Source organism: Hyphomonas sp. UBA3601, assembly GCF_002375605.1.
In the GTDB taxonomy this organism is placed as follows: domain Bacteria; phylum Pseudomonadota; class Alphaproteobacteria; order Caulobacterales; family Hyphomonadaceae; genus Hyphomonas.
This window is the reverse complement of record NZ_DFME01000110.1, coordinates 29,721-31,448: the sequence shown is the minus strand read 5'-3', so window position 1 is coordinate 31,448 and position 1,728 is coordinate 29,721. Positions and strand designations below refer to the sequence as shown.

Genomic DNA, 1,728 nt, shown 5'->3' with positions numbered 1-1,728 from the left:
TCGAATTGTGTGATCTCCTGCCCCTTGATCGCGTCATGGGTTCGCTCCAGCCAGTCGATCAGGCGCGCATCATCCACGATCTCACCGGCGAGCCGGATACGCTCGTTGAAACGCACGAGGTGCGGACTGGTAAAGACATGAACGCTAAGGCCCGCTGCTTCCATCATGGCCCGCATGAAGGCGCAGGTGGACCCTTTGCCGTTGGTTCCGGCCACATGTATCACGGGCGGCAGCCTGTCTTGCGGCCGCCCAAGCAACTCAAGCGCATTCAAGACGCGCCCGAGCGATAGTTCAATCGTGTCTGGATATAGCCCTTCGAACCGCCCCAGCGCCTCGGCCAGGGCCGAACTGTCACCGATCAAGCAGAGCTGCCCTTACTCTTGTTTGGGGTCTTGGCGGCATGCGTTTTGGGTGGCGTCAGAGAAACCGGCAGGCGATCTTCAGCGCGCCGCACATTTGGCATCAGCATCGACAGGACATTTGAGATCGTGTCCTTCAGCTTGCGCCGGTCGCAGACAATGTCCACCTGGCCCTTTTCGCGCAGGAATTCGGATCGCTGGAACCCTTTCGGCAGGCTTTCGCGAATGGTTTGTTCAATCACACGCGGGCCGGAAAAGGCGATCATTGCGCCAGGTTCGGCAATATGGATATCGCCAAGCATCGCATAAGATGCCGACACGCCGCCCGACGTCGGATCAGTCAGCAGCACAATATAAGGTAGTTTGGCTTCGGCCAGTTCATTGATCGCGAGCGTCGTGCGCGGCATCTGCATCAGGCTCAGCGTGCCCTCCTGCATGCGAGCGCCACCGGACGCCGTGCACACAACAAAGCCCGCCTTGCGGGCCAACGCCATCTGCGCAGCCGCTACAAAGCCTTCCCCTGCCGCCATGCCCAAGGATCCGCCCATAAAGGCAAAATCCTGAACCAATACGACCGTGGGCACGCCGCCGATCTTTCCATAGGCCGCCACCATACAGTCTTCCTGGATGATCGGTGCGCCACCATTTTCGGACTCTTTCTTGTCCCGGGCCGCAATCTTGGCCTTCGCAGCCTTCAGGCGCGACGGATAAGGCTTGTCATCCTTGAATTTCAGGGGGTCATGCGGAACCGATGGCAGGGCCAAAGGCTCCCAGCGCTCATCATCGAACAGGAGGCGCAGGCGGGTGCGCGGGCTGATCCGCAGATGCGCGCCAGCAGGTGTGACATGCCAGTTTTCTTCCAGATCGGTCTTGTAGACCAGTTCGCCGGACAGAGGACATTTCACCCACAAATCGTCGGGCGTGTCCTTCTTCGCGAGCATGGTCTTCAGGCCCGGCGGGGTGACCTTGGTAATCCAGTTCATGCCAGAACCTCCTCGGCGGCAATCAACACTTAAGGCTTGGTGATCGTTCTGATCGCCGAGCTCAACTCCTTCGCCAACGCGCCCATTCCCCGCGGTGCACTGGCAAAATCCCCCGATTCGTGGGCCTTTTCTGCATGCTCCACGAAAGCGGAGCCTACGACAACCCCATCGGCAATTTTAGCCATTTCTGCAGCTTGAGCGCCAGTTTTGACGCCAAAACCCACACAGACCGGCAATCCTGAAACACGTTTGGCCATTTCAATGTTCCCGGCAATCGCCTGCGGATCCGCGCTGCCAGCGCCTGTAACGCCTGTCACAGCGACGAAATAGAGGAATCCGCTGGCGCCTTCGGCAACTTTTTTCATGCGGTTTTCATGGGTGGTGGG

General features: G+C 59.1%; 2 protein-coding genes and 1 pseudogene. All 3 read right to left on the bottom strand.

Features of this window, described 5'->3' with window-relative positions; all coding sequences use genetic code 11:
* A pseudogene (locus B4F73_RS11355) lies at window positions 1-362 on the bottom strand (bifunctional folylpolyglutamate synthase/dihydrofolate synthase); the annotation flags it as partial.
* Window positions 359-1,342 (bottom strand): acetyl-CoA carboxylase carboxyltransferase subunit beta, encoded by a 984-nt coding sequence (locus B4F73_RS11350; RefSeq protein WP_034817593.1) that lies wholly within the window; start codon window positions 1,340-1,342, stop codon window positions 359-361. The pseudogene B4F73_RS11355 and the gene B4F73_RS11350, both read right to left, overlap by 4 nt.
* Before the next feature lie 29 nt (window positions 1,343-1,371).
* The coding region (locus B4F73_RS11345) for a tryptophan synthase subunit alpha (protein WP_290483298.1) at window positions 1,372-1,728 on the bottom strand (357 nt) is incomplete at its 5' end.

Bases quoted from the DNA above. Each gene is read 5' to 3' on its own strand.
- B4F73_RS11350 (WP_034817593.1), bottom strand. From the start codon at position 1,342: ATGAACTGGATTACCAAGGTCACCCCGCCGGGCCTGAAGACCATGCTC.